Origin of the sequence: Herbiconiux sp. VKM Ac-1786, assembly GCF_015350805.1 — a bacterium.
In the GTDB taxonomy this organism is placed as follows: Bacteria; Actinomycetota; Actinomycetes; order Actinomycetales; family Microbacteriaceae; genus Herbiconiux.
In genome coordinates this window covers 718,100-744,960 of the sequence record NZ_JADKSG010000001.1, presented here as the reverse complement: position 1 = coordinate 744,960, position 26,861 = coordinate 718,100, and the positions used below count along the sequence as shown (strand labels likewise).

The following is a 26,861-nucleotide window of genomic DNA, read 5'->3' as shown; positions in this document are numbered from 1 at the left end:
GCTGAGCGCGGCGGTCCAGGCGCTGCGCTCAGCGTCGCGGTCTAGAAGGCGGACGAGAAGCTGTAGAGGGCCTGCACGAGCAGCCCGTAGCTGAACGAGCCGAACACCGAGACGAGCGCGGCGGCGCCGAGCGCGATGCCCGCCGCCGCGAACGTCTTGGAGAGCCCGCGGCGGGTGATCGCGACGATGCCCAGCACGATCGCCGCGATCGCCAGCAGCGCCGACAGCACGCCGTTCACGGCCGAGACGGCACCGAGGGCCTGCGGGTCGGCCGTCGTGATCACCGCGGCCTGGATGACGAGGAACAGAAGACCGAGCAGCGAGATCGCGGCGCCGACCAGCAGCGACGCGAGGCCGAGCGGGTTGCGGCCGGGTCGCGCGACCCGGTCGTCGTGCGACTGCGACTGCGATTGCGGCTGCCCCTGCGGCTCGCCCTGCGGCTGCCGGTACTCGGGATGGGGGTACTCGCCGGTCACGAGTTCGTCTTCTTCAGCGCCTCGGGCTTGTGCACGGCCTCGCGCCCGCTCTTTTCGCTCTTCACGAGGTACTGCGGGTCGTCATCGGATGCCCGCACCGTCCGCCCCGCGGCCTCGGTGTCCGACGTGATCGACTTCTCGACCTCGCCGCTCGTGGTGGTGCCGTGGGTGGACCACTCGACGTGGTCGCCTTTCGAGAGTTTCTTCGCCATGGCCTGGACGGTACTCCCGTCGACCGGGTCGCGCTCGCGTTCCAGCTTCACGAACACCACGCCGGCCACGATCAGCGCACCGCCCATCAGCTGCAGCCAGGTCGGCACCTCGCCGAGCAGCAGCCAGGCGAAGAGCACCGCGAACAGCACCTCGACGAGCCCCACGAACGACGCGACCCGCGACCCGAGGCGGATCGCCCCGATGATGCCCGTCAGGTAGGCGAACGCGGTGGCGACGAGCACGACGACCGCCATCGGCAGCATCCACGACACCTCGCCGACGAGCGGCATGACGACCGGTTCGAACGAGAAGGTGAACGGCACGAGGCTCACGGCGCCGACGCCGCCCAGCGCGACCCCGCCGAGCACGAGCCCGGCGCTGACCAGCGTCACCGGGGGCAGATCGCCCGTCGGCAGGGCGGCGATCAGGTAGTAGCCCGCGAGGCAGAGCGCGGCGCAAAGCGCGAAGACCACGCCGAGCACGTCGAGCCCGCCCGCGCCCGACGGGTTGATCACGAGGGCGAGGCCGGCGACGCTGAGCACCGCGCCGACGATCGTCAGCAGCGCCGGGGGGATGCGCGTGCGGCCCCAGGCGAGCAGCACCAGCAGGATGGGCGCGGTGTACTCGATCAGCAGCGCGATGCCCACCGGCATGCGCGAGATGGCGGCGAAGTAGAACACCTGGGCGCCGATCACCGCGACGAGGCCGTAGGCCAGCACGAGGCGCCACGCCATGAAAAGGAGACCCCAGCGGCCGCGCAGGGCGACGAGGGCGGCGGGCAGCAGCACGAGGCCTCCGGCGAAGGCGCGCACGGCCACCGCCGCGGCCGGGGACCAGCCCGCGTCGAGCAGCGGTTTGACGAACGGGCCGCTCGTGCCGAAGGCGGCGGCCGCCGCGAGGGCGATGATCAGCCCCGAGGCGCGGTGTGTCGCGGGAGCGGGCATCCGCGCATCCTCTCGTCGTCAACTCGTCGTCTTCGGAGCATCGCCCTGTCAGGAGCGTCAGGGCTTACGCTAGTGACAGTAACCCGCCGAGCTGTCAGGAGTCAACATGGTCTTTGCCTATGACACCGAAGCGACCCTCGCGTTCGCCTCGGCGCTGATCGACGCGACCGGCGGCATCTCGAACGGCAACCCCGAGGGCCTGGCCGACGTCGGCGACCTCGAGCGGATGCTCGACGAGCACGGCTACTCCGGACGGCGCGACCTCGACGCCGCCGAACTCGACGAGGTGCGGGCGCTGCGGCCCGAGTTCCGGCGGTTCTGGGAGGTCTCGCGCGACGAGGCGGTGGCGCTCGTGAACGGCATCCTGCGCGATGCGAAGGCCCTGCCGCAGCTCGTTCGGCACGACGACTGGGACTGGCACCTGCACGCCACCGAGGCCGATGCGCCGCTGGCCATCCGGATGCGCGTGGAGTTCGCCATGGCGTTCATCGACGTCATCCGCTCCGACGAGTTCGACCGGCTGCGGGTGTGCGAGGCGAGCGACTGCTCGGCGGTGCTCGTGGATCTCTCGCGCAACCGGTCGAAGCGGTACTGCGACATCGGGAACTGCGGAAACCGGATGAACGTGATCGCGTATCGGGCGCGGCAGGCGGCGGAGGGGTAGTTCTGCCCGCCGGGGCTCCTCGCTGGGGCTACTCGCTCGGCTGGGTGGGCTGGGCCGGCTTGCCCGCCTCGCCGCTGTCGACGGTGTCGGCGGTCGGGCTGTCGAGCGTCACCGAGGTGCGGGGCGACAGGCCGGGCGCCTGCGCGACCGGCACCGGGAGGCGCACGATGAGCGAGCCCGGGTCGACGCCGAAGCGGCCACGGGTGGTCTCGCCGACGGGATCGCCGTCGAGCTCGGCCAGCACGGGTGCGTCGAGCTCGAACTCGAACTCGCGGCCGGGCCACTGCTTCAGCGAGGCGAGGCCGTTGCGGTTGCGGGTGGCGACGTCGATGGCGACACCGACCCAGCCGGCGACGATGTTGGGCTGCAGCATGACGAGCTCGAGGTCACCGTCGTCGAGCACGGCGCCGGTGGCGATCTCGATGTTCGCCACGACCGAGCTGCAGTTGCAGGCGAGCACCATCAGGCACTTGGCCGGCTCCTCGGCCTCGCCGTCGATCGTCAGCGTCGCCTCGAAGCCGCCCTTCAGCAGGGCCGGTGCGCCGGCGGCGACGTAGGCGCCCCAGCCGACCTTCTTCTTCAGGTCGTCGTCGGTCTTGTCCATGATCTCGGCGTCGAGGCCGACGCCGCCCATCACGACGAACACGCGCTCCTCGCCGTCGTCGAAGGTGGCGAGGCCGACGTCGATGGCGCGGTCCTGGCCGAGCAGGGCGATCTCGACGGCGTCCTCGACCGAGGTGAGCGGGATGCCGAGGTTCCGGGCGAGCAGGTTGCCCGTGCCGCTCGGCAGCAGTCCGTAGGGCACGGAGGTGCCGCGCAGCACCGCGGCGACCGCGCGCACGGTGCCGTCGCCGCCCATGGCGCACACCACGTCGGGCTCGGCCTCGAGCGCCGAGTTCCCGGCGGCCGTGCCCGAGTCGTCGACGCTGGTCTCGAACCAGAGCGGCTCGTTCCAGCCCGCGCGCTGCGCGCCGGCGGCCACGACCGCCTTGACGGCCTCGACGTCGTCGAACTTGCTCGGATTGATGACGACGGCGACGGTGCGCCGCCCGCTCTCTGCGCTCATCCCTGAACTCTAGGCCCCCGCCCCCGCCCGGGCCCGCCCCCTGTCCCGTAACGGCCTCACCCGCCCGTGTCGGGGTCGGCGCTAAATGAACATTGCTTAATTCTGACGATTCTCGTAGGCTGATGGGGCGGACCCGCCCCACACTCGTGGACAGGCGGGTCTTGCTGTTCCCCCGTCAGATCTGCTGCGGCCCTCCCGACGGGTCGACCGGCTTCAGGTGATCGGCGTACCAGTCCCAGGCGAAGCGATTCCCCTCGTGCCGGTTGAGGCTCGAGAACGCGGCGTAGGCGACGAGGTCGGCCAGCTGCACGAACTGGGACCGTCGCGAGTCGTAGAACGTCGGGTCTTCGATGATGTGGCGGGTGGCGAGCGCGAGGCTCCGATGGGCCTCGGCGTACGAGCCGTCGGTGCCGTTCCCGTCCATGCTGACCAGTGCGAAGCTGCCGCTCCGTCGGTGGTCGGCGTCCCAGCGTTCGACCAGCCGCCGGTAGACGGCGCCACGCTCGCGATGGAAGTCGGCGCCCTTGGCCCCGGTGCGTCGGAAGACCGCCCCGACTCTCACATGCTCGTGCCGCGAGAGGGCGGCCAGGCAGTCGAGGGCGACGGCTCGGCCGAGGGTCTTCCAGTGCGTGGGATCGCACTCGACCCAGCCGTAGACGATCAGGCCCGAGGTGACCGAGCCGGAGTCGTCGACGTAGAGCAGGCGTGAGACGGTCATGATCGGGCGACGCTACGGGGCGCGGTCACGGCGGTGGGCCGCTCAGGGTGATCTGTGGAGAACTCAGAGGAGCTTGCGGAGGGTGCGGAGGTTGCGGGTGGTGGTCGTGGCGCGGTAGGTGGCGCGGGCGAGGTGCTTGGCGAGCGGGGTGTCGGTGCTCGAGCCGCGGGGGCACTGCCAGTAGAGGACGCCGTCGCCGGGCTCTGCCCGCTCGCCGGCGGGGGCGGCGCCGGTGATCGAGGCGGCGGGGGGCGACGGTGCGCCGGCGGCGGGCGGCTGCGCGAGGGTGGAGGCGAAGGACGTGAGGTCGGCGAGGACGTCGGGGGAGGAGGTGAAGACGACGTAGGGGTGGGTGGCCTCGTCCTCGGCGAAGGGGTAGGCCGCGACGGCCGCCGCGAGGCGGGCGTGGGGGAGGAGGACGATCCACGCGTCGTAGCCGAAGCGGGTGGCGAGGGCCGCCTCGATGGTGGTCTTCAGGGCGGCGGGGTCGCGGGCATCCGTCGTCTCGAACACGACGTTGCCGGAGGCGAGCACCGTTCGCACCTCAGCGAAGCCGAGCGAGCGGAAGAGCTCGGCGAGCTCGGCGCTCTTCACCGTGATGCCGTTGACGTTCACCCCGCGCAGCAGCGCCACGAACCGAGTCATGCCCCGACGCTAGCGCAGCACGAGCGCGACCTGCTCGCGGATGTCGGCGCCGAGCGCCGCCTCGCTCGCCGCCACGTTCAGCGGCGACGACAGCGTCACGAACATCGCCGCCGAGATCGTGCGGGCGAGCACCGCCGCGTCGTGCGGCGAGACGCCCGCGTCACGCTCGAGGATCTCGACGAACGCCTCGTCGACCCGCGCGATCAGCTCGAGCCCGACCCGATGGTGCGGCTCCTCGGGGTCGCCGAAGACGAGCTCGCGCAGGTAGGTGCGGCCGTTCTCGACCTGGCGGCGGTTGCAGGCGACCACCGGTTCGATCAGCGCCATGATCGCGTCGAGGGGCGACCCGGCGCGGGGGGCGGCGGCCAGCCCGGCCTCGATCGCCTCGGCGTAGTGCACGTTCTGCACGAGCAGCAGCAGCTCGGCCTTCGTCTTCGCGTAGAGGAAGAGTGTGCCCGTGCCGATGTCGGCCGCGTCGGCGATCTGCTGCGTCGTGACCTCGTCGATGCCGTGGCGGTCGAAGAGCTCGGTGGCGGCGGCGGTGATGCGCTCGAGCTTCTGCTGCTTGTTGCGCTCGCGGCGGCCGGGGGCGGTGGCGGGGGTGCTCATCAGGGTTCCATCCTAACTCAGCGCTCATTTGCGACTGCACTCGAATCTGAGTACGCTCAGTAATGACACGAGAAGAGAGCAGGACATGAAGACCTTCAGCATCGAGCGGTACCAGGGCGAGATCAGAGCGACGGATGCGCGTGAGCCCGTCCTGGGCGACCGCGACGTCCTGGTGCGAGTGCGCGCCGCGGGCACCAACCAGCTCGACGTGAAGCTGGCGGAGGGCGAGTTCAAGGCCCTGCTGAAGTACCGGCTGCCCCTCACCCTCGGTCACGACCTCGCCGGAACCGTCGAGGCCGTCGGGCCCGCGGTGACCCGCTTCGCCGTCGGCGACGAGGTCTTCGCCCGCCCGGCCGACTTCCGCATCGGCACCTTCGCCGAGCGCATCGCCGTCGACGAGGCCGACGTGGCGCTGAAGCCCGCGACGCTCGACATGGTCGAGGCGGCGTCACTGCCGCTGGTGGCGCTGACCGCGTGGCAGGCCCTGGTCGAGAAGGCGCGCGTGCAGCCGGGCCAGAAGGTGCTGATCCACGGCGGCGCCGGCGGCCTCGGCTCGATCGCCGTGCAGCTCGCGAAGCACCTCGGGGCGCACGTCGCCACGACCGCCGGTGCCTCGAACGCCGAGTGGCTGCGCGAGCTCGGCGCCGACGAGGTGATCGACTACCGCACCCAGCGCTTCGACGAGCTGCTCAGCGGCTACGACGTGGTGGTCGACAGCCAGGGCGGCGAGAACCTCGAACGCTCGCTGCGCATCCTGAAGCCCGGCGGGATCGCGATCGGCCTCGCGGGCCCGCCCGACCCCGACTTCGCCCGGCAGATCGGGTTGAACGCGGTGCTCCGCCTGGCCATCCGCGGCATCAGTGCGACGGTGCGCCGGCAGGCGAGGCGGCTGGGCGTGCGCTACTCCTTCCTCTGGATGCGCGCGGATGGCGGTCAGCTCGCCGAGATCGCGGCGCTCGTCGACGCGGGTGCGCTGCGTCCGGTGGTCGGCCGGGTCTTCCCGTTCGCCGAGACCCCGGCGGCGCTCGCCGCGCTGGGCCGCGGTGGCCTCCGCGGCAAGATCGTCGTCGACCTCGACGCCTAGACCACCACCGACCGACCCGACCCACCCCCCACCCCACCCCAAGGAGACCCCATGCCCACCCTCACCGGAGCCGTCGTGCTCGTCACCGGAGCCAACGGCGGAATCGGCTCGGCCTTCGTCGCCGAGGCCCTCGCCCGCGGCGCCGCCAAGGTCTACGCCACCGCCCGCACCCCGCGCGCCTGGGACGACGAGCGCATCGTGCCGCTCGCCCTCGACATCACCGACCCCGCCTCGGTGGCGGCCGCGGTGCACGCGGCGAACGACGTCACCGTGCTGATCAACAACGCCGGGATGCTGCCGCCCACCGCGAGCTTCCTCGAGCTCTCGGCCGCCGACCTGCGGGCGACGATGGAGACGAACTTCATCGCGCCGGTGCTGCTGGCGACGGCCTTCGCGCCGGTGCTGACCGCGCATCCGGAGTCGGTGCTCGTCGACATGCACTCGGTCGCCAGCTGGTACGCGTTCGGCGGGGTCTACAGCGCCTCGAAGGCGGCCCTCTGGTCGGCCACGAACTCGCTGCGCCTCGAGCTCGCGCCCAGGGGCACCCACGTGGTGGGCGTGCACGTCGGCTACGTCGACACCGCCATGGCGGCCCACGCCGACGGCCCGAAGCTGCTCCCCGCCGAGCTGGTGACCCAGGTGTTCGACACCGTCGAGGAGGGCGGCTACGAGGTCATCGCCGACGAGCTCACCGCCTCGGTCAAGAGCGCCCTGAGCGCTCCCGTCGAGGCCCTCTACCCCGAACTGAAGGGCTGAAACGCGGATGCGCGGCACCTCGTCCCCGAGGGGAGAGGTGCCGCGCATCCGGTGCCGCGGCCGAACGCAGCGGCAGAACCGCGGGTCAGGCGGCGTGCTGGCGGCGGCGCTGGCGAACCAGGAGCAGCCCGCCGGCGGCGAGGAGCAGTGCGCCGAGCGTGAGGATCGGAGCGACCACCGCGCCCGTCGAGCCGAGGGCCGACGAGCCGGACCCGGCGCCCGAGCCCGAACCGGCCGAACCCGAGCCCGAGCCGTCAGCACCCGGGGCGCCCGCCGGAGCGGTCGGCGCCGGGGTGGGGCTCGGAGCCGGCTCGGCACCCGCGGCGACCGTGAAGTCGACCGTCGCCGTCACGCCGCTCTGACGGCCGGTGACCGTCAGGGAGTAGGAGCCCTCGGCGGTCGGAGCCTCGAAGGAGAAGCGCGCCGCGCCGTTCACCGAGTCCTCGGAGGCGAGCTGCACCGCCGACGACGTCGGGTCGAGCTGACGGTCGCCGCGGAAACCGCTCGCGTCGAGCACCAGCGAGTCGCCGGGGGCGACGGTCGTCGCGTTCAGCGTGGCGGTCGCGCCGGCGCTGAAGCTCGCGGTGTCGCGGTTCAGGGTGAGCGCGTTCGCCATGGTGAAGAAGTTGTCCGTCTGGTCGGTGAGTCCGACGACCTGCGCCGCACCCGGTCCGAACGCCGCGATGCGGAGCTGGGTTCCGGTGTGCTGCTGCGACCCGCCGGCCTCGGCCGTGCCGTAGGCGACCTTCATGGTGGAGCCGTCGGCCGTGGTGAGCGCGGTGCTCAGGGTCGCGGGCGGGGCGTCGTCGACGATCTGGCTCGAGTGGGCGTGGTCGGCGGTCACGATGACCAGCGTGTTGCCGTCGGCGCGGGCGAACTCGAGGGCCTTCTGCACGGCCTCGTCGAGGTCGATGGTCTCACCGATCTGGCCGCAGGCGTCGGCCGCGTGGTCCTGCTTGTCGATCGAGGCGCCCTCGACCTGCAGGAAGAAGCCCTCGTCGCCGGTGTTCAGCAGGCCGATCGACTTCTCGGTCAGCGAGGCGAGCGAGAGGCCGGTGTCGAGCCGGGCCGGGTTCGGCTGGCAGGTGACGGGGGCCTCGTCCCCGCCGCCGACGGTCGCCGTGGTGGGCGCGTAGCGGGTGGGGAAGTTGCCGGGCGTGAACAGGCCGAGCACGGGCTGGTTCTGGTCGGCGACCGAGAGACCCTTCAGTCCGTCGACGTCGCCGACGACCTGGTAGCCGCGGTCGGTCGCCTGCGAGAACAGGGTCTGCCCGTTCCACTGGCCGGCCTTGGCGGTCTGCTCGAACGAGGCCGAGCCGCCGCCGAGGGTCAGGTCGGCGCGGGTGTCCAGCAGCTGCTCGCTGATCGAGCCGAGGCCGCCGTTGATCAGTGCGTCGTCGCCGCACACGGCGCTGTCGGGGCCGTAGCACTTGCGGGCGTCGACGTGGGCGACCTCGACCGCGGGAGTCGCATCCTGGATCTCGGCGGTCGAGACGTTGCCCGTCTTCAGGCCGTTGGCCTTGGCGATCTCGATCAGGGTCTGCTGCGGGGTGCCGTCGATGTCGACCGAGATGGCGCCGTCGTAGGTCTTGGTGCCGGTCGACCAGGCCGAGCCGGTGGCGGCCGAGTCGGGCACGTAGTCGGGCAGGCCCTTCTCGTCGCCTTCGTTGTGCAGCGAGTAGGTGGTGTACTGACCGGTCAGGGGCAGCGCGTCGATGCCGGGCAGCTCGCCCGCGGCGCCGTAGGCGTAGTTGCGGGCGATGGTGATCTCGGAGTCGCCCATGCCGTCGCCGATCAGCAGGATGACGTTCTTCGCGGGGCCGTCGACGATCGAGGCGCGCAGGTCGGCGGTCTTGTCGCCGCTGTTGCGCTGCGCTCCGCCGTTGACCGAGAGGTCGCCGTCGGCCGAGGCCGCGAACGCTGCGGCCGGCAGGCTGATGCTCGCCGCCGTGAGCAGCGCCGCCGCGGCGACGAGCGCCTTCCGGCGGGTGGGTGTGATGAAAGACATGGTGTTCCCCAGTGTTCTGTCCCGAAGGCGCCCGAGCGGGCGTCGAGGCCCAAGCTCATCGTCGCCCGGCCAACACGGGGTGAACAGGGGCCGACTCGACGGTGAAGCGGCGATAGAGAGCGGATGCACCCCGAACGGGGGTCGCAACCGCCACGTAACACGGCGGAACGCGGCGACACACTGTGTCGCCCGGCGTGCGCGGCACCGAGGCGTCTGCCTACTGTCGCCCCATGGCCACCTTCATCGACACGATCGTCGTCGGCGGCGGAGCCATGGGCTCGGCGGCCGCCTGGCAGCTCGCCGGCCGCGGCACCGAGGTCGCCCTGTTCGAGCGCTTCGAGCCGGGCCACACCCACGGGGCCTCCCACGGCCGCTCCCGCAACTTCAACCTCGCCTACTCCGACCCGGTGCACCTCCGGATGCTGAGCGACTCCGCCCGGCTCTGGCGCGAGCTCGAGGCCGAGACGGGCCGCGCGCTGCTGACCGAGACCGGGGTGGTCAGCCACGGGCACCACCCGGGGTTCGACGAGATGGCCCGGGTGCTGCCGAACTTCGGCTTCGACGCCGAGATCGTGCCGCCTGCCGAGGCGGAGGCGCGGTGGCCGGGCATCCGCTTCGACCAGCGCGCGCTCGTGGTGCCCCAGGCCGGGCGGCTCGACGCCGACGGTGCGGTCGCGGCGCTGCAGCAGGCGGCGGCCGGCCGGGGCGCGGTCGTGACGCACCGGGCGCGGGTCACGCGCATCCGGGTGCTCGGCGACGACCGCGCCGCCGTCGAGGTGACGCCTCAGGATGCCCAGGGCGACCCCGCGGGCGACGCCGAGCTGTTCGAGTGCCGCCGCCTCGTCGTGACCCTCGGCGGCTGGACCACGCGCCTGCTCGGCCCCGTGCTCGTGCTGCCCCGGCTGACCGTCACCCGAGAGGAGCCGGCGCACTTCCGTCCCGTCGACGAGACCGCGAGCTGGCCCGGCTTCAACCACCTCCCCGACCTCGGCGACGGCCGGTACGGCTACTGGCCGGCGCCGATCTACGGCGTGCAGACCCCGGGGGAGGGCATCAAGGTGGGCTGGCACGGCGCCGGCCCGATCACCGATCCCGACGCACCGGCCGCCCGCACCGACCGACGCCGCTTCGCCCCGCTGCAGCACTACGTGCGCGAGTGGCTGCCCGGCGCCGATCCCACCGACTTCACCGAGATCAGCTGCACCTACACCTCCACCCGCGACTCCGCGTTCGTCATCGACCGGGTCGGCCCGGTGGCGGTGGGCGCCGGCTTCTCGGGCCACGGCTTCAAGTTCGTGCCGGTGGTGGGGCGGATGCTCGCCGACCTCACCGAGGGCATCCGCGCCCCCTCGATCTTCTCGCTCAGGCCCGCGCGGCGCTCGGGGCCGCAGCCGGCGCGGCGCTGAGGGCGAGCAGCGTCTCGCCGGGGGCGACCTCGGGATCGCCGGACGCCCGGGCCGTCTGGGCGACCAGCCCGAGCCGCTTGGCCAGGGCGACCGAGCGCGTGTTCCGCGCATCCGTCACCGCCGTCACCCGCTGCGCCCCGACGGTCGTGAGCGCGAACCCGAGCAGTGCCGCAGCGGCCTCCGTGGCGTAGCCGCGGCCCCCGAGCGACGGATGCACGACCCAGCCCATCTCGACCGTGCGCCCCGAGGCGGCCACCCGGCGCAGGTGCAGCGAGACGTCGCCGATGACGTGGCCGTCGAGCTCGACCGCGAGGGCCAGGAAGTCGTCGGCCTGCCACAGCCGGGTGTGCCGGGTGCGGTCGCGGAGATGGCGCTCGGAGCGGCGGCGGTCGTGCTCGGGCCACGGCAGGAACTCGCGCACCGCAGGCTCGGACTGGAGGTCGTGCCAGTCGGCGGCATCCGCCTCGGTGACGCGGTGCGGTCGCAGCAGGAGCCGCTCGGTGCGGAGCACGGGGGCGTCGACCGGATGCTCGATGCGCTCGCCGCGCACGAACCGGGGCCGGCGCAGGCCGGCCGAGGCGAGGGTCTCCTTCAGGGCGGGCAGCGGGTTCGACCAGGCCGGGGTGCGGGGCCGTGCCGGGTGTCGGGCCGTGAGCTGGGTCATGCGGAGACCGTAGACGCCCCCCGCATGAGGGGGTCATGAGATCATTTGAGCTCGCTATGAAAAGTGCCGCTCGGCTGGAGACCGGCGTGGGCAGGGCGAACAATGGGTGGGTGACGACGACCCCTGCCCCCGACGACCTGCTCTCCTCAGGGCGCCGTCGCGCGGTGCTCGCCAAGCTGCCGCGGATGTACCGCGCCGACGGATCGCCCATTCGCGTGCTGCTCGTCGACGACGAGGCCGTGCTGACCAGTCTCGTCAGCCTCGCCCTCGGCTACGAGGGCTGGACGGTCGACATCGCCCACGACGGCGCCACCGCACTGCAGGCCTATCGCGACGCCCGGCCCGACATCGTGGTGCTCGACATCATGCTGCCCGACACCGACGGCATCTCGCTGCTGCGCCAGCTGCGCGAGCTCGAGGGCGGCGCCCCCACCCTCTTCCTCACGGCGCGCGACTCGGTCGACGACCGCATCGTCGGCCTCACCGCCGGTGGCGACGACTACATGACCAAGCCGTTCAGCCTCGAGGAGCTGGTGGCCCGGTTGCGCGGGCTCCTCCGCCGCTCCATCACGACGACGTCGGAGGATGACTCGCACATCGCCGTCGGCGACCTCACCCTCGACGAGTCGAGCTACGAGGTCACCCGCGGCGGCGACAGCATCGCGCTGACCACGACCGAGTTCGAGTTGCTGCGCTACTTCATGCGGAACCCCCGCCGGGTGCTCTCGCGGGCGCAGATCCTCGACCGGGTGTGGAACTACGACTTCGCGGGCAAGGCGTCGATCGTCGACCTGTACGTGTCGTACCTGCGCAAGAAGATCGACGCCGACCGGCCGTCGATGATCCACACCGTGCGCGGCGTGGGCTACGTGCTCAGGCCCGTCGAGTGAGCGGGGCGACCACCGCGGGCGGCCCGCCCGCCCGCGGCCGGCGCCCCTGGAGCATCAGCCGGCGTCTCGTGGTCGGCACGGCCGCGGTCGTCGCCACCGTGCTGGCGGCCGTCGGCATCCTCGGGGTCATCACCCTCACCGCATCGGTGACCACCGTCGTCGACTCCCAGCTCACGGGATCGATGTCGGCCCTCGACCACACGGTCGAGCGGGTGCGCTATCCCAATGCGTACCAGAGCGCATCCGGAGACCAGAAGCCGGTGAAGCCCTTCGTCGACTACGTCGGCCACGGGCCGGGCGGGTTCATCGCCCTGATCTCGGACGGAACGGTCGAGGACTCCGCGATCTTCTCCGACTCCGATGCGGCGCCGCTCGACGCCGCCGTGGTGCAGCAGCTCGAGTCGGCGACCTTCGACGTGGGCGAGCACCAGAACGTCGATCTCGACGGTCTCGGCTCGTACCGGGTGGCCACCGAGCTCGACAGCCGCGGCAATCTGCTCGTCGCGGGCGTCTCGCTCGCCACCGTGCAGTCGGCCGTGATGCAGGAGGCGATCACCATCGGCGTGCTCTCGCTCGTCGGCCTCGCCATCATCATCGTGGGCGTCGTGGTGGTGGTGCGGCTCGCGCTGCGCCCGCTCGGCCGGGTGGTCGCGACCGCCGCGGAGGTCGCCTCGATGCCGCTGGACCGCGGCGAGGTCGCCATCACGCCCCGTGTCGACGCGGCCGACACCGATCCGCGCACCGAGGTCGGCAAGGTCGGCGAGGCGCTGAACCACCTGCTCGCACACGTCGACGACGCGCTCGCCGTGCGCGCCGAGACCGACAAGCGGATGCGCCGCTTCGTCACCGACGCCAGCCACGAGCTGCGCACGCCGCTGGCCGCCATCCAGGGCTACGCCGAGCTCACCCGGCAGGACGCCGCGTCGCTGCCCGAGATGACCGAGTACTCCCTCGCGCGCATCGAGTCGGAGGCGAAGCGCATGAACTCGCTCGTCAGCGACCTGCTGCTGCTCGCCCGGCTCGACGAGGGGCAGGACCTGCACCTCGACCGCGTCGACCTCGGCGAGATCGTGATCAACGCGGTCAGCGACGCGGGCGCCTCCTGGCCCGGCCACTCCTGGTCGCTGTCGGTTCCGGATGAGCCGGTGCCCATGCTGGGCGACCGGGAGCGGCTGCATCAGCTGGTGCTCAACCTGCTCTCGAACGCGGCGGTGCACACGCCGGGCGGAACGCGGGTCGCCACGGCGGTCTCGGTCGTCGACGGTGCCGACGGGCATCCGTCGATCGAGCTCACCGTCACCGACGACGGCCCCGGCATCTCGGCCGAGCTGGTGCCCGAGCTGTTCGAGCGCTTCGCCCGCGGCGACTCCTCGCGCTCGCGGCGCTCGGGCAGCACCGGGCTCGGCCTCGCCATCGTGTCGTCGATCGTGGAGGCGCACGAGGGGTCGATCGAGGTCGACTCGTCACCCGAGGGCACGACGTTCACCGTGCGTCTGGCGCCCGTGGTGCCGATTCGGGGCGCGCTGGCCGACGCGGCGTCGTAGCCCGCGCCCGCCCTGTCAACCCCCTGGCGGGTCGAGGCCAGGGGTGTGGGCTGGGGGAATGCAAGCGATGACGTACCGGGGCCCGTACAAGGTGCGGGTCGAGGAGAAGGACAGGCCGCGGATCGAGCATCCGAACGATGCGATCGTGCGGGTGACGCTGGCCGCGATCTGCGGCTCCGACCTGCACCTCTATCACGGGCTCATGCCCGACACGAGGATCGGGCACACCTTCGGCCACGAGTTCATCGGGGTCGTCGACGAGGTCGGGTCGTCGGTCGAGGGCCTCGAGGTCGGCGACCGGGTGATGGTGCCGTTCAACATCTACTGCGGCTCCTGCTGGTTCTGCGCCCGCGGCCTCTACTCCAACTGCCACAACGTGAACCCCAACGCCACCGCGATCGGCGGCATCTACGGCTACTCGCACTCCACCGGCGGTTACGACGGCGGACAGGCCGAGTACGTGCGGGTGCCGTTCGCCGACGTGGGCCCGATGGTCATCCCCGAGTGGCTGGCCGACGAGGACGCGCTCATGCTCACCGACGCGTTCTCGACCGGCTACTTCGGCGCCCAGCTCGGCGACATCGTCGAGGGCGACACCGTCGTGGTGCTGGGCGCCGGCCCCGTGGGTCTCGCGGCCGCCCGCTCGGCCTGGCTGATGGGCGCCGGCCGCGTGATCGCGATCGATCAGCTCGACTACCGGCTCGAGAAGGCGGCCTCGTTCGCCTTCGCCGAGACCCGCAACTACACCCACTACGACGACATCGTCGTCGAGATGAAGAAGACCACGGGCGGCCTCGGCGCCGACGTCGTGATCGACGCGGTCGGCGCGGAGGCCGACGGCAACCTCGTGCAGCACGTCACCTCGGCGAAGCTCAAGCTGCAGGGCGGCTCGCCCGTCGCGCTCAACTGGGCGATCGACGGCGTGCGCAAGGGCGGCACCGTCTCGGTGATGGGCGCCTACGGCCCGCTGTTCAGCGCCGTGAAGTTCGGCGACGCCATGAACAAGGGGCTGACGCTCCGGATGAACCAGGCGCCCGTGAAGCGCCAGTGGCCGCGGCTGCTCGAGCACATCGAGGCCGGGTACCTCAAGCCGTCCGAGATGATCACCCACCGCATCCCGCTCGAGCACATCGCCGAGGGGTACCACCTGTTCTCGTCGAAGCTCGACGGCTGCATCAAGACCGTCGTCGTACCGGGTTCGTAAGGAGTCCTGATGCCGTACACCGCTGACAAGCCCGTCCCGCCGCCGACCGCGGAGGAGCTGCGCGCCCGCGTGCCCGGCTGGGGCGCCGACCTCGACCCCGCCGACCGCCCGGCCTGGCCGAAGGAGCGCTTTGCTCCCGGCGTCAGCGGAGCCCACTGGGACTACCCCGACGAGCAGCAGCCCCGCGAGGGCCGCGAGAGGAGCATCGAGCACCTGCAGCTCACGCCGGTGTTCGGCACGGCGCAGCCGCTGCACGGGCTCTCGGGCGCCATCCGCCGCTTCGCCTACGACCGCTTCAGCGAGGGCCGGGCCGCGCACTGGCTGCTGCTGGTCGCCGGCGACCGCGTCGAGTCGACCGGCGCGCACCTGCGCTCGCTCCTCACCCTCCGCCCCGACAACCCCGTCACCGAGACGGGGGTGCTCTCGGAGCTGCATCGGCATCCGATCGCCTCGCGCCGCGGCCGCGTCGACGTGCGCCACCAGGTGCTCGACCCCGTGATCGTCGCGGGGCCGTGGCTCCTCGCCGGCGGGGTGGCGTGGATGCTCGCCCGGCGCCTGCTCCGTCGCTGACCCTCATCGCCCCTCTCGAAAGGAATCACCCCATGGATCTCGGAACCCTCGGCGGCTACCGCCTCCCCTCGGCCCTGCAGAAGGCCTACGGCGTCACCACCGCGCAGGAACTCGCCGACCAGCTCGGCGTCACCAAGCGCCCGACGCCCGAGCTCGGGCGCGAGGCCGACGCGGCCTACCAGTCGCTGCGTCAGGGCGATCAGGGGCCGGCGCGGTCGCTGCTCGTCGAGAAGCTCGGGGTGAGCGAGGAGAAGGCCGACGAGGCTCTGGCGAAGCTTCCGTCGCTGACGTGAGTCCGGCCGCCGGCGGCTCCTCTTCTTCTTCCTCTTCTTCCTCTTCTTCTTCTCCGGCGTCTGCTCGGCTCGATCTCCGTCGGGCCGAGCTGGAGCGTCACGCCGCCGTGCTCTTCGCCGCCTCGGCGCTGGTCATGGCGGTCGTCTGCGGGTCGGTGATCTTCTCGGGCTGGTTCGCCGGGGTGCTCGTCGACAGCTGGGAGCGGCTGTTCTGGGTGGGGGCGCTGCTCGGTGGGCTGATGGTGGCGGTGTTCGCGGCCGCCGCCATGCCGGGTGGGGCGGATGCTCGGCGCAGTGTCCTGCGGATCACCTGGCTTCTGCGCGCCGGGCTGCTGCTCGTCGTGCTGGCGCCGGCGCTCTGCGTCGTGGCGCTGGTGGGGGACTTCTACCGGCTCTGATCGGGGGCGGTCTCGGGCTGCTCGTGCTCGGGCTGCTCGTCGCGGTCGCGGCGTCCGAGTGCGGCGGGGCCGGCGCCGAGGCGCAGGGTGGCGAGGAAGCCGATCGCGAGGAATCCCGCGGCGGCGAAGGCCGAGTAGCGGGTGCCTTCCGAGAAGGCGGCTTTCGCATCCGTCACCGCATCGGCCAGCGCCGGGTCGTTCTCGAGCCCCGCGATCGCGGCCCCCGAGCTGTCGACGACCTGGCTGACGATCTGCTGCCGCTGCGCATCCGGAACCCCGCTGTCGGCGAGGCGCGCGTCGAGCTGCAGCGACGCCGTGGTGAACAGCACGGTGCCCAGCACGGCGATGCCGAGGGCCGAGCCGATCTGCCGGGCAGTGCTCTGCGTGCCCGAGCCCTGGCCGCTCTGCTCGACCGGCACGTCGCGAAGCACCACGCCTGTCAGCTGCGCGGTCGCGAGACCGACACCGAAGCCGTAGACGAACAGGAACGGGATGAGCAGGCCCCACGCGGTGTCGGGCCCGATCACGACCCCGAGCCCCGCGACGCCCACGATCTCGGCGGCGAGACCGACGCGCACGATCACCACGGCCCGGATGCGGTTGCCGAACGCCCCCGCGAACCCCGACGCCACGAACGACCCCACCGCGAGCGCGACGAGGATGAACCCCGTCTGCAGCGCGTCGAAGCCGAGCACGTTCTGCAGCCAGAGGGGCAGCGAGAGGATGATGCCGAACTCGCCGAGCGACACGATCATCGCCGCCAGGTTGCCGTTGCGGAAGCTCGGGATGCGGAACAGGTCGAACGCTAGCATCGCGCTCTTGCCCTGCTTCTCGCGGGAGCGGCCCCACACCACGAAGCCGACGCCGCTCGCGACGGCCACCGCGAAGGCGACGGGCACGGGGGAGAGGGCGAACGGCCACGTCCAGCCGCCGAGCTGCGGGGCCGTCTCGGTGAGCCACCAGCCGTAGGTGCGGCCCTCGATCAGGCCGAACACGAGGGTCGCGCTCGCGAGCACCGAGAGCAGGGCGCCGACGACGTCGACACGGCGCGGGGTTCCGGATGCGGTGAGCGGCTCCTTGGACTCGCGCACGAACACGAGCACGCCGACGATGATCACCACGCCGAGCGGGATGTTGATGCCGAAGGCCCAGCGCCAGGAGAAGTAGGTGGTCAGCCAGCCGCCGAGGAGCGGGCCGACGGCCGTCATGCCGCCGATCGTGGAGCCCCAGACGGCGAATGCGAGGGCGCGCTCGCGGCCGCGGAAGGTGGCGTTGATCAGGGAGAGCGTGGTCGGCAGCACCATCGCGCCGCCGACGCCCTGGGCCACGCGGGCGGCGATCAGCAGGTCGCCGGTCGGGGCGGTGGCGGCCAGGATGCTCGACGCCGCGAACACGGCGACGCCGATGATCAGCATGCGGCGGCGGCCGAAGCGGTCGGCGAGGGTGCCGAAGACGAGCAGCAGGGCGGCGAAGACGAGGGTGTACGACTCCTGCACCCATTGCACCTGGGTGGAAGTTATCCCCAGGTCGTCGATGATCGAGGGGATCGCGACGTTGACGATGGTGGAATCGACGATGATCAGCGCGACGGCGACGCTGATGAAGACGAGGCCCGCCCAGCGGGCGCGGGAGGAGGGTGCGGTGGGTGCTCCGGGTGTGGGCGAGGCTCCGGGTGTAGGGCGCGCGGTCGTCATGCGCGGGCGGCGGCGTCGTCGGAGGTGCGGGTCGTGCCGGTGCGGCCGAGGGCGAGGCGGATGACGACGGTCGCGACCACGAGCGAGATCGCGACGATCGCGGCGGTGGTGGCGACGGGCGCCGAGACGAGCTCGCCGGTGGTGCGCGAGACCGCCACCCAGACGAGACCCCAGGCGAGCGACGCCGTGGGCGAGAGCCGGCCGCGGCCGTACAGCGCGAGGGCCAGCCCGGCGAGCCCGGCGACGATGACGATCAGGATGCCCCAGGCGTCCGGGGCCCAGCCGAAGCCGTCGAAGCCGGCGGTCTGGAAGCCGGCGGTGAGGTTGGCCGCGGTGGCGATCGACACCCAGCCGAGGTAGAGGCCGACGGTGCCGTCGAGCACGATCGACTCGACGATCCCCTGCGGGCGGCGGCGGGTGCGCAGCACGAGCACGAAGGTGACGAGCAGTGCGACGAGGAGCGCCACGATCACGACGCAGCTGAGCCAGAGCAGGCCGGCCTGCACGCTGAGGATCCAGGCGGCGTTCAGCACGAGCGTGACCGCGATCGGGTAGCCCAGCCGGCGGTTGCGCTCGCGCGCGGCCTGCTTCGGCAGGGCCTGCCAGATCGCGTAGGCGATCAGCCCCGTGTAGATCACCGACCAGATCGAGAAGGCGGGCCCGGCCGGAGCGATCAGGGTGGAGTCGGCGCTCAGCGCACCGCCGGCCGCGCTCTGAATGGGCGTTCCTCCAGCGGCGCCCGAGCCGACGAACGACCCGATGACGGCGAACACGGCGCTGGAGATGACGACGATCTGCCGCACCCGGTCCGCTCTCGTCGGCTCAGTCATGTCTCTCTCCTCGCTATGTTTTTCGCTAACTACCTTAGTAACTTTATTACCTAAATGCTTTGAGCGCCACCTGTGCGAGCATTGCCGCATGGACACCGCGCCGCTGCTGACGTGGACCCTTCAGAACGAGATCCCGATCCCCGACGACGTCAGTGCTCTGCTGCTGCAGGGAGAACAGGCGATCGCCGCGTTCCGCACCTTCCGGGATTCGGCGGTCTTCACGACGAAGCGGCTGATCGTGCGGGACGCCCAGGGCATCACCGGCAAGAAGGTCGAGATCTACTCCCTGCCCTACAGCGCCATCAACATGTGGTCGTCGGAGAACGCCGGCAAGCTCGACTTCAACTCGGAGATCGAGCTGTGGACCCGCGCCGGGCACATCAAGGTGAAGCTCGCCAAGGGTGCCGACGTGCGTCGCCTCGACAGCCTGATCGCCTGGGCCGTCCTCCAGTCGAGCTGAGCGGCGGCCCCGAAGGGCTGCCCGAGGGGGAGACTGGAGGGATGGCGCATCGGCAGCGGGTGAAGTCGGGGGAGACGGCCGGGCAGGGCGGTCCGGGCGACGAGAAGACCTGCGCCGTCTGCGGGCGGCGCATGCAATGGCGGGCCAAGTGGGCCGCGAACTGGGCCGAGGTGCGCTACTGCTCGGATGCGTGCCGGAAGCGCGGCCTCGGCGACGTCGATCGGCGGCTCGAGAGCACGATCCTCGAGCTGCTCGCGGCGCGTGCGGCGACGTCGACGATCTGCCCCTCCGACGCGGCCCGGGCGGTGGGCGAGGAGGACACCTGGCGAGACCTGATGGAGCCCGCCCGGCAGGCCGCGCGGCGGCTGGTCGCGGCGGGCGAGGTGGAGATCACCCAGGGCGGCTCGGTCGTGGATCCGTCCACCGCGAAGGGCCCGATCCGCATCCGTCGACGCCGCCCCTAGCGACCGGTCGGCTGCCCGCGCCCGTGGACGCCACCGGGTCGCGCCGGACAGGCGGGTGCTAGCGGCCCTGGCGCTTGGGGTAGGGCTTGGGCTGGCCCTTGACGATGGGCGCGCGGCCCTTGCCCTTCGAGGCCTTCGCCTTGCCGCCGGCCTTGGGTGCCGGAGCCGGGGCCTTCGCCACGCGACCGCGGGCCTCGGGGCGGAAGGCGAGCCCCGCATCCGTCAACCGCACGCCGTCATCGTCGGCCACGACCAGCTGCTCCTGCCGATCGGCCTCGAGCGCCGCGACGGACGCCTGGATCGTCGCCCGCGAGACGTGCTCGGCGTTCGCGGCGCGCGACCAGTCACCCTCGTCGGCGACGGCGAGGAAGTGACGGAGCGCGCTGATGTCCACGCCCCCAGGCTACCGGGGTTCTCCGCCGCCCCACGGTGCCCAGCGGTGATCGCCCCGCTCCAGCCGCTCCCGCACCGGGCCGCCGATCGCCATGAAGCCGCCCGAGCGGAAGACGTTCGCCGTGCGGATCGCGCGGTCGAGCACCCCGTGATCGCCCAGCACCTCGGTCGTGAACTCGACCCCCTCGGGGGTCTCGCGCACCCGCTCCTGCACGCGACCGGTGGCGGCGGCCTCGACGAAGGCCTCGAGCATCCGCACCCCGTCGTCGTCGGCGCCGAGACCGAAGCGCCCGCCACCGAGCGCGACGCCGATCGCGTCGTCGGCGGCGTCGCTCCTCGACCACGACAGGGCGGCGCCGGGACGATGCGGCGTGAAGCTGAGGTTCGCCCCCGTCGAGGAACGCCCGATCACGCCGGCCTCGCCCCAGTGCTCCTCGAGCAGGTCGGCGAGCGCGCCCAGGCGCAGTCCGACGGGGTCGGCCGCCCGCCGATCGGCGCGGGCGATGGCCTCGAGCCGCAGCCGCTCGTGCGTCACGTCCTCGACGCTGCGCCGGTACTCGGGCAGGGCGGCGCCGTCGTCGACCTGTACGGTGACGAGGTACTCGTCGGGCCCCTGGGCCCGGGCGGCGACGGTGTCGAGCGGATGCGCGCTGCGCTCCTGCTCGTCCCACTCGAACACTCGGGGCTGACCGGGCCTCTCCCGTCGCCCGTACTCGACGGCCTCGATCGCGACGACCCGGCCCGGAACCTCCCACTGCGGAACGTCCTCGGGGGTCTGGCCGTGGTGCTCCTCGACGAACCGCGGCAGCCCGGTGTGCGGACCGCCCGGCCCGACCGTGCCGGCGTCGGCGGGCGGAGCGGCGTGCAGCCGGAACGCCACCGCGTCCCCCACGGCGAACGCCTCGCCGCAGCACGCGTGCTCCCACCCCGGAACCACGACCTCGATCAGCATCCCCCCACGCTACGCCTGTCGCTCAGACCGCCCGGCTTCGCGGCGACCCCTTGCCGCATCCGTCGCCCCCTCGTTCACTGGAAGCACCGCCCACCACAGACCGCCCACCACAGAAGGAGGAGCCGCATGTCGGATCTCGACGACCCCACCCAGCGCCCCCAGACCCTGCAGGCCCCGCGCGGCGGCATCGACGCCACCGCCATCGTCTCGATCGTCGGCGGGGTGGCGGCCATCGTGCTGCTCGTGGCCGGCATCCCGACGTGGCTGCCGCTCATCCTCGCGTCGCTCGGGCTGTTCATCGGCATGATCTCGGTGCTGCGCTCGCGCCCCTCGGCCGCGCGGTGGGTGAGCACCGTCGGCATCGTGGTGTCGGCGGTCCCGTTCATCCTGATGTTCTTCTTCATCACAACCTGACCGCGACCGCTTTTTCTCCACAGCCCCCACAGCGGATGCGGGGGTCGGCTACCATGAACCCACTCCCGGCCTCAGGGGGTGCCGGGGAAGGGGCGAGATGAGCGCACGCACACGCATCGGGCGCAGGCTCGCCGCGTCGCTCGCCGCCGCAGCGCTGGTCGTCGTGGGGCTGGTCTCGCCGAGCGTCGCCCCGTCGGCGCAGGCGGCCGGGCTGCCCGGCTGGCTGCACACGAGCGGCGCCCAGATCGTCACCGCGTCGAACACGCCCTACGTGGTCAAGGCCGCGGCCTGGTTCGGCATGGAGACCTCGAACTGCGCGCCCCACGGCCTCTGGTCGATCTCGCTCGATGCCGGCATGGGGCAGATCGCGTCGATGGGGTTCAACACGATCCGGCTGCCGTTCTCGAACGAGTGCCTCGCGCAGGCGGCGCCGAACTCGATCAACGAGCAGGTCAATCCCGGGCTCTCGAAGCTCACCGTGCTGCAGCTGCTCGACCGCGTGATCGCGCGGGCGAACGCCTACGGGCTGAACGTGATCCTCGACCGGCACCGGCCCGACTCGGGCGGGCAGTCCGAGCTCTGGTACACGGGGCGGTACAGCGAGGCGAAGTGGATCGCCGACTGGAAGGCCCTCGCCACCCGCTACAAGACGAACCCGGCGGTGATCGGCGTCGACCTGCACAACGAGCCGCACGGCAGCGCGTGCTGGGGCTGCGGTGACGCGTCCCGCGACTGGCAGGCGGCGGCGACCCGGGCGGGCAACGCGGTGCTGGCGGTCAACCCGAAGCTGCTGATCGTGGTCGAGGGCGTCGAGCGGCAGCCCGACGGCAGCTCCACCTGGTGGGGCGGCGGCCTCGCCGGCGTCGCGAGCAAGCCCGTCACGCTGTCGGTGGCGAACCGCGTCGTCTACTCGCCGCACGACTATCCGTCGACGGTCTTCGCGCAGAGCTGGTTCCAGGCGCCCGACTACCCGGCGAACCTGCCGGCGGTGTGGGAGAAGAACTGGGGCTTCATCGCCACGAAGAAGATCGCGCCGGTGCTGCTCGGCGAGTTCGGCACGAAACTCGAGACCCGCAGCGACCAGCAGTGGCTGGCGAAGCTGGTCGACTACCTCGCCACGAAGAAGCTGAGCTTCGCCTACTGGTCGTTCAACCCCAACAGCGGCGACACCGGCGGCCTCGTGAAAGACGACTGGACGACCCCGCAGTCGGCCAAGCTCACCGCCCTCCGCCCCCTCCTCGGCGCGGGCACCCCCGTCCCCACGCCGACCCCGGCGCCCACGACCCCGGCGACCCCGAAGCCCACCTCCACCCCGGCGCCGACCCCGAAGCCGACGTCCACCCCGGCGCCGACGCCCAAGCCGACCTCCACCCCGGCGCCGACTCCGAAGCCGACGGCGACGCCCGCTCCGACGCCGAAGCCGACGATGACCGCCTCGCCCACCCCGAAGCCGACGTCCACTCCCGCTCCGACCCCGAAGCCGACCTCCACCGCCACTCCGGCGCCCACGCCGAAGCCGACGACCACCCCGGCGCCACCCGCCCCCACCGCCCCGGCGGCGACGGCGGCCTGGGCCCTGCAGAGCGCCTGGGGCGAGGGCTATGTCGCCGACGTCACGGTCACGGCCACCACGAAGCTCTCCGGCTGGACCGTCACCTGGCCCGACCCCACGGTCACCTCGATCGCGAACTCCTGGGGCATGAGCTGCACGGCGGTCCCGAAGACCTCGATCACCTGCACCGGAGCCGACTGGGCGGCCGCCCTCACCCCCGGCCAGTCGGTCCGCGTCGGCCTCCAGGTCACGGCCCCCAAGGCCCCGACGTCCCCCACCCTCACGGTCACCGTCCGCTAGCCATTGCAAGCGCCCTCCGCGAGTGGTCAGTCGTCGGCGGGGAGGCCCGTGATCGTGTAGTCGCGGGTCAGGTGCGCCGTGGCGCGGCCCCAGGGGCTCGAGGCGGCGCGGGATTGGTGGGCGCGGAAGGAGGGTTCGCCGTCGAAGTGCTCCTCGACGCTCCAGATCAGGGGGCCCGAGGTGGGGGTCACCTCGAACGAGAGGCAGCCGGGCTCCGCGCGGGTCAGGGCGAGATGCGCCGGGAGGTGCTCGGCGACGATGGACGCCTGCCGAGCATCCGCGCAGATCAGGCGGCCCACCAGGTGCACGTCGGTCATGCGCCCACTGTAGCGAGCCGGCGATGGGGCGGATCGGCCCCGGTTCTCGTAGGCTCGACCCGTGAGCCGCGGCTGCTCGGCGGGTGGGCCGGCCAGCGCGGTGGGTGACGGCGACGGGGGAGACGACATCAGCGGCGACAGCGGTGCAGGCGCGGGCACAGGTGCAGGCGGCGAGCGGGTGGTGGATGCTCCGCCGCAGCACACCGCGCTCTGGGTCGTGCTCTCGCGGTGGCTGCTCGGCGCCGAGGCCTGGCTGCGGTCGCACGGCGGAACGCGGCTGCGGAACGGGATCCGCGCGTTCTGGGCGCTGGTCGCCGTCGGCGGCCTCGTGCTGCTGTTCGGCCCGGTGATCAACGAACCGCTGAGCCTCGAGGACATCACCGGATCCGCCGACACCGCCACCGACACCTGGATCGCCCGCGACTTCGACGTCGACTACACCGTCGAGCGGGGCGACGACGGCCGCCTGACCGCCCACGTCGAGGAGACGATCACCGCGTTCTTCCCCGACGACGTCGAGGTGACCGGCATCCGCCGGGTGCTGGCGACGCAGTACCAGGGCCACGCCCTCGACCCGTCGGACATCACCGCGACCGTCGACGGGGTGGCCGTCGAGCCGCGCCGCAGCGAGACGACCGACCAGCTGACCCTCGACCTCGAGCCGGCCGCCGGCGGCTCCGCCGTTTCCGGCCCCGACGCGCTGGGCCCCGATGCCCCCGGCACCTCCGCCCCGGTCCCCGGCGGCAGCGCCGTGCTCCAGGGCGACCACGTCTTCGTCATCGCCTACGACCTCCACGACCTCGCCTATCTCACCACCCAGGCCGACGCCTCGAACACCGACGACGACGAGAACCCCGACACCGCCCCCGTCGACCTGCTCGAGTGGGACGTCTTCGGCCCCGACTGGCGCCAGGCCCTCGCCGGCCTCGACGTCTCGGTCACGCTGCCCGACGACGTCGACGCCCAGCTGCTGCAGCAGCCCCGCGGCACCCTGGCCTGGCTCCTGATCGGCGGCGGCGAGTGGCTCGCCCCCGAGCCCGGCCCCGACCCGGGCACCACCCGCTACGGCTTCACCAACGACCAGAACATCCCGCCGTACGCCCAGGCCCGCTTCCGGATGGTCTTCGAGCCCGGCACCTTCACGATGCCCGCACCGACGGCCCTGTTCTGGTTGCAGACGTACGGCCCGCTGGCGCCGCTCGCCATCCTGATCGCCACCCTCCTGCTCGCGCTGGCCGCCCGCGCCGTGGCCTGGAGCGACGCCCGCGGGCGCCCCTGGTTCATCGCCCAGTACGACCCGCCGGCGGGGGTCTCGGTGCGGATGGCCGCGCAGATCCTCCGCGAGCCGGCCGCGCTCGAGCTCGCCGAGGCGCTCGCGCGGGCCCGATCGGCTCCGCGCGCGGCCACGTCGAAGCGCCGCTGGGGCCGCCGGAAGAAGACCGGCACGACCGCTCCGCCGGCGCCCAGTGCCGCCCGCCAGCGTCTGCTGCGCGAGGCGTCCCGCGTCGCCGCGCGCACGGGTCGGCTCGGCGACCGGCCCCGCGCCCTCGGCCGGTACCTCACGGCGTCGGAGCGGGCGGGGCAGGTGCGGGAGGGCATCCGTCGCATACCCCGCGGCTTCGTGCGCGACCTGTTCATCGCCGCCCCGCTCGCGCTGACCGTGGTGCAGTGGGGGCTCGTGCGGCAGCTCTCGCACCAGACCGTGCTCGCGGTGGTGTGGTGGCCGGTCGCGTTCGTGCTGCTGTCGTCGGTCGTCGCCGTCGTGGTGCTCGCGATCGCGCTCACCTCGCGCCCGCTGACCCGCAAGGGCGCCCTGCTCAAGCAGCACCTGCGCGGCGTCGGCGTCTACGCCGAGCGCACCCGCATGCTCGCCCGCGGCCCCCTCCGCGAAGACGCCCTGGCCTACGCCGTTCTGATGTCGCCGCCCCGCGATGCCGGTCGCGGCGTCGTCGCCCTGATCGACCAGGAGCTCGGCGAGGACTCCAGCCGGGGCTGGCGGTCGAGGTCGTTCCTCGGCGGCGGCCGCATCGGGCTCCGGATGCTCGCCCTGCTCGTCGTGGCCGGAGCCATCGCCTCCGTGGCGCTGCTGCCCACTCCCTTCCCGCGCTCGTTCGACTACGCCACCTACTCGGCCGACGTGCCCGGCGCAACGTTCACGAAGGTGGAATCGCTCGACGCGGTCGCGGAGCTCACGCGCTCCGACGACGGCACCGCCCGACTCGCCGTCACCGAGCGGCTGGACGTCACCTTCGACGACGAGGGCTCGCGGGTGCCGCAGTTCGCCCAGCAGTGGCCCCGCGAGATCGACGGGCAGGACCTCGGGCTGAGCGTGGAGGACGTGCGCGTCGACGGCTCCTCGGCGCGGTTCGAGACCCGGCCCGACGGCGACACGCTGCTGCTCGTGACGCGGCTGACGGAGGTGCTCAGCGGGTCGCACGAGGTGGAGGTCGACTACGTGCTGGGTTCGGCGGCGGTGGCGCAGGCCCCGGTGTCGGGCGGCTCGGGTTCCGGCGCGTCCGACCCGGATGCCGTCGTCGACTCGGTGCGCTGGGCCGCCCTGCTCGAGGGCTGGGAGTACGACTCGAACTGGGGCGACGACCCCGGGCTCGACCCGCTTCGGCTCGAGCTGCGGGTGCCCGAGGCCCTCGCCGGCGAGGCGGTGGCCGGCGGCTGGATCACCCGGGACACCGACTCGGCCGAGGAGCCGAACCAGTGGGCCGAGGACGTCGTGCCCTTCGGTGCGGTGGCGTCCGAGCTCGAGCCCTCGGGCGACTCGACCTCGGTCGCGGACGGCGTGCGCTCCTGGGTGCTCGACCTCCGTCAGGACGGCGACGCCGGCTGGCCCTTCGAGCTGACCGTCGACGACCTCGGCGCGCGCCTGGACTTCCCGGCCGGGACCTTCGCGGGCCCCGACCCGTCCGCCCTCGCCGCGACCCGCACCGCGGCCGTGCTGCCGGTCGCGGTCGTCGTCGCGCTCGGCGGCCTGGCGCTCCTCCTCGGCCTCGGCGGCCTGCTGCTGCGTCGCCGCCACCGCGAGTCGCTCGCGACCCCGGGCGCCGGCCGCGACCTGGTGCGCTGGCTCGCACCGGCCCTCGGGGTCGCGGCGATCATCCTCTTCATCTGGATGACGATCGACATGCCCGACGACCGCCCCGAGTTCGCCCCCCTCGCCCTCTCGGCCCTCGCGGCCGCCGCGGGCACCACCCTCGCCCTCGTCGCCACCCGCGGCCCCCGCGCCGCCCCCATGTCCGGCCGCCGCTGACCGACGGCCACGGGCCGCGCCTAGTTCCCCTACTGTGTGGACTGGGGTGGCCGGGCGGGCGGCCGGGACGG

28 protein-coding genes are annotated in these 26,861 nt (G+C 72.6%); 15 read left to right on the top strand and 13 right to left on the bottom strand.

What is annotated here, in order from left to right; translation table 11 throughout:
* Window positions 1-41: 41 nt before the first annotated feature.
* On the bottom strand, window positions 42-476 hold the full coding sequence (locus ITJ64_RS03675; RefSeq protein ID WP_194679416.1) for a hypothetical protein: 435 nt from the start codon (window positions 474-476) through the stop codon (window positions 42-44).
* Window positions 473-1,633 (bottom strand): HVA1 family protein, encoded by a 1,161-nt coding sequence (locus ITJ64_RS03670; protein WP_194679415.1) that lies wholly within the window; start codon window positions 1,631-1,633, stop codon window positions 473-475. The genes ITJ64_RS03675 and ITJ64_RS03670 overlap by 4 nt, the downstream gene beginning before the upstream one ends.
* A 106-nt stretch (window positions 1,634-1,739) precedes the next feature.
* On the opposite strand from ITJ64_RS03670, the gene ITJ64_RS03665 reads away from it, so the two are divergent.
* A complete protein-coding gene (locus ITJ64_RS03665; protein ID WP_194679414.1) occupies window positions 1,740-2,297 on the top strand; it encodes a CGNR zinc finger domain-containing protein in 558 nt (185 codons plus the stop codon).
* A 28-nt stretch (window positions 2,298-2,325) separates the two neighbouring features.
* Here the strand turns inward: ITJ64_RS03665 and ITJ64_RS03660 are convergent, their stop codons facing one another.
* The 4 genes from ITJ64_RS03660 to ITJ64_RS03645 all read right to left on the bottom strand — a co-directional run bounded on the left by ITJ64_RS03660 (window position 2,326) and on the right by ITJ64_RS03645 (window position 5,335).
* Window positions 2,326-3,363: a diacylglycerol kinase family protein gene (locus tag ITJ64_RS03660; RefSeq protein ID WP_194679413.1), complete on the bottom strand. Its 1,038-nt coding sequence runs from the start codon at window positions 3,361-3,363 to the stop codon at window positions 2,326-2,328.
* Window positions 3,364-3,538: 175 nt separating this feature from the next.
* Window positions 3,539-4,081, bottom strand: a complete 543-nt coding sequence (locus ITJ64_RS03655) for a DUF3800 domain-containing protein (RefSeq protein WP_194679412.1) — start codon at window positions 4,079-4,081, stop codon at window positions 3,539-3,541.
* A 63-nt stretch (window positions 4,082-4,144) separates the two neighbouring features.
* Window positions 4,145-4,726 (bottom strand): DUF1697 domain-containing protein, encoded by a 582-nt coding sequence (locus tag ITJ64_RS03650; protein WP_194679411.1) that lies wholly within the window; start codon window positions 4,724-4,726, stop codon window positions 4,145-4,147.
* Between the two features lie 9 nt (window positions 4,727-4,735).
* Window positions 4,736-5,335 (bottom strand): TetR/AcrR family transcriptional regulator, encoded by a 600-nt coding sequence (locus ITJ64_RS03645; RefSeq protein ID WP_194679410.1) that lies wholly within the window; start codon window positions 5,333-5,335, stop codon window positions 4,736-4,738.
* 85 nt (window positions 5,336-5,420) lie between these two features.
* Here ITJ64_RS03645 and ITJ64_RS03640 point away from each other — a divergent pair, with 85 nt between their 5' ends.
* A complete protein-coding gene (locus tag ITJ64_RS03640) occupies window positions 5,421-6,419 on the top strand; it encodes an NADP-dependent oxidoreductase (protein WP_194679409.1) in 999 nt (332 codons plus the stop codon).
* A 51-nt stretch (window positions 6,420-6,470) separates the two neighbouring features.
* Complete coding sequence (locus ITJ64_RS03635; protein WP_194679408.1) at window positions 6,471-7,175, top strand: SDR family oxidoreductase; 705 nt, start codon at window positions 6,471-6,473, stop codon at window positions 7,173-7,175.
* 85 nt (window positions 7,176-7,260) lie between these two features.
* Here the strand turns inward: ITJ64_RS03635 and phoA are convergent, their stop codons facing one another.
* Window positions 7,261-9,183 (bottom strand): alkaline phosphatase, encoded by a 1,923-nt coding sequence (phoA, locus tag ITJ64_RS03630; protein WP_194679407.1) that lies wholly within the window; start codon window positions 9,181-9,183, stop codon window positions 7,261-7,263.
* A gap of 230 nt (window positions 9,184-9,413) precedes the next feature.
* Here phoA and ITJ64_RS03625 point away from each other — a divergent pair, with 230 nt between their 5' ends.
* Window positions 9,414-10,589: an FAD-dependent oxidoreductase gene (locus ITJ64_RS03625; RefSeq protein WP_194679406.1), complete on the top strand. Its 1,176-nt coding sequence runs from the start codon at window positions 9,414-9,416 to the stop codon at window positions 10,587-10,589.
* On the opposite strand, the gene ITJ64_RS03620 is transcribed toward ITJ64_RS03625, so the two are convergent.
* Window positions 10,546-11,253 carry a GNAT family N-acetyltransferase gene (locus tag ITJ64_RS03620; RefSeq protein ID WP_194679405.1) on the bottom strand — a complete coding sequence of 236 codons (708 nt, stop codon included), beginning with the start codon at window positions 11,251-11,253 and terminating at the stop codon, window positions 10,546-10,548. The genes ITJ64_RS03625 and ITJ64_RS03620 overlap by 44 nt on opposite strands.
* Before the next feature lie 185 nt (window positions 11,254-11,438).
* Here ITJ64_RS03620 and ITJ64_RS03615 point away from each other — a divergent pair, with 185 nt between their 5' ends.
* The 6 genes from ITJ64_RS03615 to ITJ64_RS03590 are packed head-to-tail and all read left to right on the top strand — an operon-like array spanning window position 11,439 to window position 16,152.
* Window positions 11,439-12,143: a response regulator transcription factor gene (locus ITJ64_RS03615; protein ID WP_194680706.1), complete on the top strand. Its 705-nt coding sequence runs from the start codon at window positions 11,439-11,441 to the stop codon at window positions 12,141-12,143.
* Window positions 12,140-13,687 (top strand): HAMP domain-containing sensor histidine kinase, encoded by a 1,548-nt coding sequence (locus ITJ64_RS19255; RefSeq protein ID WP_194679404.1) that lies wholly within the window; start codon window positions 12,140-12,142, stop codon window positions 13,685-13,687. The genes ITJ64_RS03615 and ITJ64_RS19255 overlap by 4 nt, the downstream gene beginning before the upstream one ends.
* Window positions 13,688-13,745: 58 nt before the next feature.
* Complete coding sequence (locus ITJ64_RS03605; protein WP_194679403.1) at window positions 13,746-14,891, top strand: zinc-dependent alcohol dehydrogenase; 1,146 nt, start codon at window positions 13,746-13,748, stop codon at window positions 14,889-14,891.
* Between the two features lie 9 nt (window positions 14,892-14,900).
* Window positions 14,901-15,461, top strand: a complete 561-nt coding sequence (locus ITJ64_RS03600; protein WP_194679402.1) for a hypothetical protein — start codon at window positions 14,901-14,903, stop codon at window positions 15,459-15,461.
* A 32-nt stretch (window positions 15,462-15,493) separates the two neighbouring features.
* Window positions 15,494-15,754, top strand: a complete 261-nt coding sequence (locus ITJ64_RS03595) for a hypothetical protein (protein ID WP_194679401.1) — start codon at window positions 15,494-15,496, stop codon at window positions 15,752-15,754.
* Entirely contained in the window at window positions 15,751-16,152 is a 402-nt protein-coding gene (locus ITJ64_RS03590; protein ID WP_194679400.1) for a hypothetical protein, read from the top strand. Before ITJ64_RS03595 ends, ITJ64_RS03590 begins: the two co-directional genes overlap by 4 nt.
* Here the strand turns inward: ITJ64_RS03590 and ITJ64_RS03585 are convergent.
* The gene (locus tag ITJ64_RS03585) at window positions 16,140-17,846 is read right to left on the bottom strand and encodes an MFS transporter (RefSeq protein WP_194679399.1); all 1,707 of its coding nucleotides are present in this window, start codon (window positions 17,844-17,846) and stop codon (window positions 16,140-16,142) included. The two genes, ITJ64_RS03590 and ITJ64_RS03585, sit on opposite strands and share 13 nt — an antisense overlap.
* A complete protein-coding gene (locus tag ITJ64_RS03580) occupies window positions 17,843-18,676 on the bottom strand; it encodes a TspO/MBR family protein (RefSeq protein WP_194679398.1) in 834 nt (277 codons plus the stop codon). The genes ITJ64_RS03585 and ITJ64_RS03580 overlap by 4 nt, the downstream gene beginning before the upstream one ends.
* A gap of 88 nt (window positions 18,677-18,764) precedes the next feature.
* Between ITJ64_RS03580 and ITJ64_RS03575 the strand changes: the two genes are divergently transcribed.
* Both ITJ64_RS03575 and ITJ64_RS03570 read left to right on the top strand, forming a co-directional pair.
* Window positions 18,765-19,136 carry a PH domain-containing protein gene (locus ITJ64_RS03575; protein ID WP_194679397.1) on the top strand — a complete coding sequence of 124 codons (372 nt, stop codon included), beginning with the start codon at window positions 18,765-18,767 and terminating at the stop codon, window positions 19,134-19,136.
* A gap of 41 nt (window positions 19,137-19,177) precedes the next feature.
* Entirely contained in the window at window positions 19,178-19,600 is a 423-nt protein-coding gene (locus ITJ64_RS03570; protein ID WP_194679396.1) for a DUF2256 and DUF3253 domain-containing protein, read from the top strand.
* 58 nt (window positions 19,601-19,658) lie between these two features.
* On the opposite strand, the gene ITJ64_RS03565 is transcribed toward ITJ64_RS03570, so the two are convergent.
* Window positions 19,659-19,994: a LysR family transcriptional regulator gene (locus ITJ64_RS03565; RefSeq protein WP_194679395.1), complete on the bottom strand. Its 336-nt coding sequence runs from the start codon at window positions 19,992-19,994 to the stop codon at window positions 19,659-19,661.
* Window positions 19,995-20,003: 9 nt separating this feature from the next.
* On the bottom strand, window positions 20,004-20,945 hold the full coding sequence (locus tag ITJ64_RS03560) for a DUF6578 domain-containing protein (RefSeq protein ID WP_194679394.1): 942 nt from the start codon (window positions 20,943-20,945) through the stop codon (window positions 20,004-20,006).
* 126 nt (window positions 20,946-21,071) lie between these two features.
* Here ITJ64_RS03560 and ITJ64_RS03555 point away from each other — a divergent pair, with 126 nt between their 5' ends.
* Together ITJ64_RS03555 and ITJ64_RS03550 are read left to right on the top strand one after the other, a co-directional pair.
* Complete coding sequence (locus ITJ64_RS03555; protein ID WP_194679393.1) at window positions 21,072-21,359, top strand: hypothetical protein; 288 nt, start codon at window positions 21,072-21,074, stop codon at window positions 21,357-21,359.
* A 97-nt stretch (window positions 21,360-21,456) separates the two neighbouring features.
* Entirely contained in the window at window positions 21,457-23,211 is a 1,755-nt protein-coding gene (locus tag ITJ64_RS03550) for a cellulase family glycosylhydrolase (protein WP_194679392.1), read from the top strand.
* Between the two features lie 26 nt (window positions 23,212-23,237).
* Here ITJ64_RS03550 and ITJ64_RS03545 read toward each other — a convergent pair whose 3' ends face one another.
* On the bottom strand, window positions 23,238-23,528 hold the full coding sequence (locus tag ITJ64_RS03545) for a putative quinol monooxygenase (RefSeq protein WP_194679391.1): 291 nt from the start codon (window positions 23,526-23,528) through the stop codon (window positions 23,238-23,240).
* A gap of 61 nt (window positions 23,529-23,589) precedes the next feature.
* Here ITJ64_RS03545 and ITJ64_RS03540 point away from each other — a divergent pair, with 61 nt between their 5' ends.
* Window positions 23,590-26,790, top strand: coding sequence for a DUF2207 domain-containing protein (locus ITJ64_RS03540; RefSeq protein WP_194679390.1), 3,201 nt, complete (start codon window positions 23,590-23,592; stop codon window positions 26,788-26,790).
* The last annotated feature ends 71 nt before the right edge of the window (window positions 26,791-26,861 follow it).

Excerpts from the sequence above, each read along its gene's own strand:
- ITJ64_RS03670 (WP_194679415.1), bottom strand. The coding sequence starts at position 1,633 with ATGCCCGCTCCCGCGACACACCGCGCCTCGGGGCTGATCATCGCCCTC.
- ITJ64_RS03570 (WP_194679396.1), top strand. The coding sequence starts at position 19,178 with ATGGCGCATCGGCAGCGGGTGAAGTCGGGGGAGACGGCCGGGCAGGGC.
- ITJ64_RS03560 (WP_194679394.1), bottom strand. The coding sequence starts at position 20,945 with ATGCTGATCGAGGTCGTGGTTCCGGGGTGGGAGCACGCGTGCTGCGGC.
- ITJ64_RS03545 (WP_194679391.1), bottom strand. The coding sequence starts at position 23,528 with ATGACCGACGTGCACCTGGTGGGCCGCCTGATCTGCGCGGATGCTCGG.
- ITJ64_RS03615 (WP_194680706.1), top strand. The coding sequence starts at position 11,439 with ATGTACCGCGCCGACGGATCGCCCATTCGCGTGCTGCTCGTCGACGAC.
- ITJ64_RS03550 (WP_194679392.1), top strand. The coding sequence starts at position 21,457 with ATGAGCGCACGCACACGCATCGGGCGCAGGCTCGCCGCGTCGCTCGCC.
- ITJ64_RS03555 (WP_194679393.1), top strand. The coding sequence starts at position 21,072 with ATGTCGGATCTCGACGACCCCACCCAGCGCCCCCAGACCCTGCAGGCC.
- ITJ64_RS03650 (WP_194679411.1), bottom strand. The coding sequence starts at position 4,726 with ATGACTCGGTTCGTGGCGCTGCTGCGCGGGGTGAACGTCAACGGCATC.
- ITJ64_RS03635 (WP_194679408.1), top strand. The coding sequence starts at position 6,471 with ATGCCCACCCTCACCGGAGCCGTCGTGCTCGTCACCGGAGCCAACGGC.
- ITJ64_RS03645 (WP_194679410.1), bottom strand. The coding sequence starts at position 5,335 with ATGAGCACCCCCGCCACCGCCCCCGGCCGCCGCGAGCGCAACAAGCAG.
- phoA (WP_194679407.1), bottom strand. The coding sequence starts at position 9,183 with ATGTCTTTCATCACACCCACCCGCCGGAAGGCGCTCGTCGCCGCGGCG.
- ITJ64_RS03595 (WP_194679401.1), top strand. The coding sequence starts at position 15,494 with ATGGATCTCGGAACCCTCGGCGGCTACCGCCTCCCCTCGGCCCTGCAG.
- ITJ64_RS03660 (WP_194679413.1), bottom strand. The coding sequence starts at position 3,363 with ATGAGCGCAGAGAGCGGGCGGCGCACCGTCGCCGTCGTCATCAATCCG.
- ITJ64_RS03575 (WP_194679397.1), top strand. The coding sequence starts at position 18,765 with ATGGACACCGCGCCGCTGCTGACGTGGACCCTTCAGAACGAGATCCCG.
- ITJ64_RS03600 (WP_194679402.1), top strand. The coding sequence starts at position 14,901 with ATGCCGTACACCGCTGACAAGCCCGTCCCGCCGCCGACCGCGGAGGAG.
- ITJ64_RS03655 (WP_194679412.1), bottom strand. The coding sequence starts at position 4,081 with ATGACCGTCTCACGCCTGCTCTACGTCGACGACTCCGGCTCGGTCACC.
- ITJ64_RS03585 (WP_194679399.1), bottom strand. The coding sequence starts at position 17,846 with ATGACGACCGCGCGCCCTACACCCGGAGCCTCGCCCACACCCGGAGCA.
- ITJ64_RS03580 (WP_194679398.1), bottom strand. The coding sequence starts at position 18,676 with ATGACTGAGCCGACGAGAGCGGACCGGGTGCGGCAGATCGTCGTCATC.
- ITJ64_RS03665 (WP_194679414.1), top strand. The coding sequence starts at position 1,740 with ATGGTCTTTGCCTATGACACCGAAGCGACCCTCGCGTTCGCCTCGGCG.
- ITJ64_RS03605 (WP_194679403.1), top strand. The coding sequence starts at position 13,746 with ATGCAAGCGATGACGTACCGGGGCCCGTACAAGGTGCGGGTCGAGGAG.
- ITJ64_RS03625 (WP_194679406.1), top strand. The coding sequence starts at position 9,414 with ATGGCCACCTTCATCGACACGATCGTCGTCGGCGGCGGAGCCATGGGC.
- ITJ64_RS03640 (WP_194679409.1), top strand. The coding sequence starts at position 5,421 with ATGAAGACCTTCAGCATCGAGCGGTACCAGGGCGAGATCAGAGCGACG.
- ITJ64_RS03620 (WP_194679405.1), bottom strand. The coding sequence starts at position 11,253 with ATGACCCAGCTCACGGCCCGACACCCGGCACGGCCCCGCACCCCGGCC.